Below are 3,011 nucleotides of genomic sequence, written 5' to 3'. Positions count from 1 at the left end.
GTTGGTAATGGCATACTGGCTTTCCTGGCCGGTATTGTTATACTTGGATTGGTACAGTATGGCGTTAGGGGATACACCATAAAATTTGCTGCATATTTTGATCTTTTCTTTGTAAACACTTTAGGACTGGGTTTTGGTACCGGCGCATTTTTCTTTATATTATTGATCGTTGCCGCATTAGTTGCAGGCATAGTGTATAGCATTCGCGCTAAAAAGCCTGTTTTAAACCTGGCATTGCTATGCCTGGCCTTTATTTATTTTGGCTATGGATCATTTGCATACATTCCTATCAGGGCTACAGCAAATCCCGATTTAAACAACTCCCATCCCGACAACGCGTTTGTACTTTATGGCTACCTGAACCGGATTCAGTATGGTGAAAATCCATTATTAAACGGTCAGTATTACGATGCAAAGGTTGTTGACCAGAAAGAGGGCAGCATTATTTACCGTAAAGGAAAAACTAAATATGAAAACGCGGGCCGTAAGGTCGAGACTGTATATGACCATACCACCTTTCTTCCGCGTATGTACAGTACAGAACCGCAGGATGTTCAGTTTTATAAGGACTGGTTACGCATTCCTGACGGGCAGGCACCTACAATGGTTGATAACCTGAAATGGATGTTCAGCTGGCAAATGTACCAAATGTACTGGCGCTATTTTCTATGGAATTTTGTTGGCCGCTATAACGATGCAGACGGACAGCAAAGTACCGAAAATATTGATGGCAACTGGACATCCGGCATTATGGATGGAAGCCGGCACCTGCCAAAATCTGTAGTTAATGCACCCACTTATACACCATTATATGCGCTGCCGTTACTAATAGGCTTTATTGGAGCTGCTTACCATTTTACCCGCAAAAAGAAAGATGCGTTGGTTGTACTGCTACTTTTCTTCTTTACCGGGCTGGCCATTGTGATGTATGTAAACCAGCCAAGTGTACAACCCCGTGAGCGCGATTACTCTTATGTAGGTTCCTTTTACGCCTTTGCTATTTGGATTGGCCTGGGTGTTATTGCAATTGCSGAAAGTGCGCGAAAGTTTTTGGATGGCCGTACTGCGGCAATTGGGTCAACGGTTATTTGTATACTGGTTGCCCCGGTATTATTAGCCAGCAAAGAATGGAAAGCTCATGACCGGTCGACCAAAATGACTCCGCATGATATGGCATATAACTACCTGATATCGTGCCCTAAAAATGCTATTTTGTTTACTTATGGTGATAATGACACCTACTCTTTATGGTACGACCAGGAAGTTGAGGGCATAAGGCCTGATGTACGCATAGTGAACTTAAGCTTGTTTACCGGCGATTGGTATATACGCCAGATGCAGGGTAAAATGAACCAATCGGAACCATTGCCTATCACCATGCCTTTTGATAAGTATAAAGAGGGGGTAAGGGATGCTATTTACTACAGCGACCGTAAATTAGACGGGCCACAGGAAGTAAAAGAAGTGTTTGATTTTATAACTTCTGATAATAAAGCAGCCCAGGTAGAGTATCAAAGTGGAGATTTTGGTAACTATATGCCTACGAAAAACCTGAAGATTACTATTAATCCTGATGAGGTGGTTAAAATGGGTGTTGTTACTCCGGAGCAGAAAAGCAAATTAACTACCAGTATGGAATGGAAATTTCCGCCAAACTATATAACTAAAGAGAACCTGGCCATGCTGGATATCCTGGCGCATAATAACTGGAAAAGGCCTATTTGCTTTACTACCACCATTGGAAACGAAAATTTGATTGGCTTACAGCCGTACCTGTACAAAGAAGGGTTTACGTATCATTTAATACCGTTCCAGAAGGATACAACCATACGCGATCAGTTAAGCAAAACAAACACTTTGGTGATGTATAATAACGTAATGAACAAGTTTAAGTTTGGTAATTTTAAAACAGCCAAATATCTTGATCATGAATCTACATCTATGTTTTACCCGGTAATGATTACCACATTTAGTGATCTGATCCAGAACCTGATGAAAGAAGGCCATAACGACCTGGCATTAAAAGTTCTGCATAAATATGACCAGGAAATGCCGGATATCAATCCATACATTGATATAGCCGGACGTAAAATATTTTTAGCCCAGATGGCTTTCCAATTGAATGATGTGGTATTGGGCACTAAACTGGTGAATAATATTGATGACTATGTGGTTGATCAGCTTGATTATAACTATCATTTATTATCATCCAACAGCGGTGGCTTAAGTACGCGTGATGTACAAATCAGCTTGCAGGTGCTAAACGGGATGAGTGATTTTATGAAAGAGAATAATCAAACAGGATTATTTAAAAAGTTCGACGGCCAGTTAAAGGATTACGTTAAAAAGTTTTCACCATTATTGGGCGGACAACAGCAATAAAATAACCTGTCACAAAGAGACTCTGATTTTCAGGTTAATTATAAAAATGGAAGCTTTCGCACCGGAGGCTTCCATTTTTTTTAACTCCTTCTTCTTTGGACCGGGGTAAGGTTAAATATTAAATAAAAAACAATAAAGTCGGCTTCTTTATTTATTTTCATAGCCGGTATGCAAAAACGTTTAAAACTACATTTCATCTTTCCGGTTTGTCTTTTATTTTTATTAAGTAACAACCAGGCTGTTAAAGCAGGTACGCCCGCAGTGCACGTAACACCTAAACCAAACTGGTTAAGTACATGTAAACCTTATAACCAAAAACCATCGGCGCGTACAATTGAAAAAGGATACTTTTACGCACTTGTTGAGCAGCAGAAGTATATTGAAAAACAGGCAGGCTATCACCATATAATAATAGAAATAGTATCCGAAACCGGAATCCAAAATGCATCGCAGATAAATGTGGGTTTTGATCCGAGTTTTGAGCGGCTTGATTTTCATGAGATCATTGTATGGCGTAACAATAAACCTATTAACCGCTTAAATCTATCCGCATTTAAAGTAATAGCAGATGAACAGGACCTATCCAACTTCATTTACCAGGGTAGCTACTCGGCTTTGTACATATTGGA

At 40.0% G+C, this 3,011-nt stretch carries 2 protein-coding genes; both read left to right on the top strand.

The features are described from left to right. Positions 1 to 2,382, top strand: a 2,382-nt coding sequence (locus AC1DPZ_RS24720; protein WP_477408484.1) for a DUF2723 domain-containing protein, incomplete at its 5' end; no start/stop codon positions are given. A gap of 168 nt (positions 2,383 to 2,550) precedes the next feature. Further along, a partial coding sequence (locus tag AC1DPZ_RS24715) for a DUF3857 domain-containing protein (protein WP_477408482.1) occupies positions 2,551 to 3,011 on the top strand: 461 nt, incomplete at its 3' end.

The organism is Mucilaginibacter sp. P4_G9, assembly GCF_056400985.1.
Note: the sequence above shows the minus strand (reverse complement) of the source record. Positions and strands in the feature narration are given on the sequence as shown.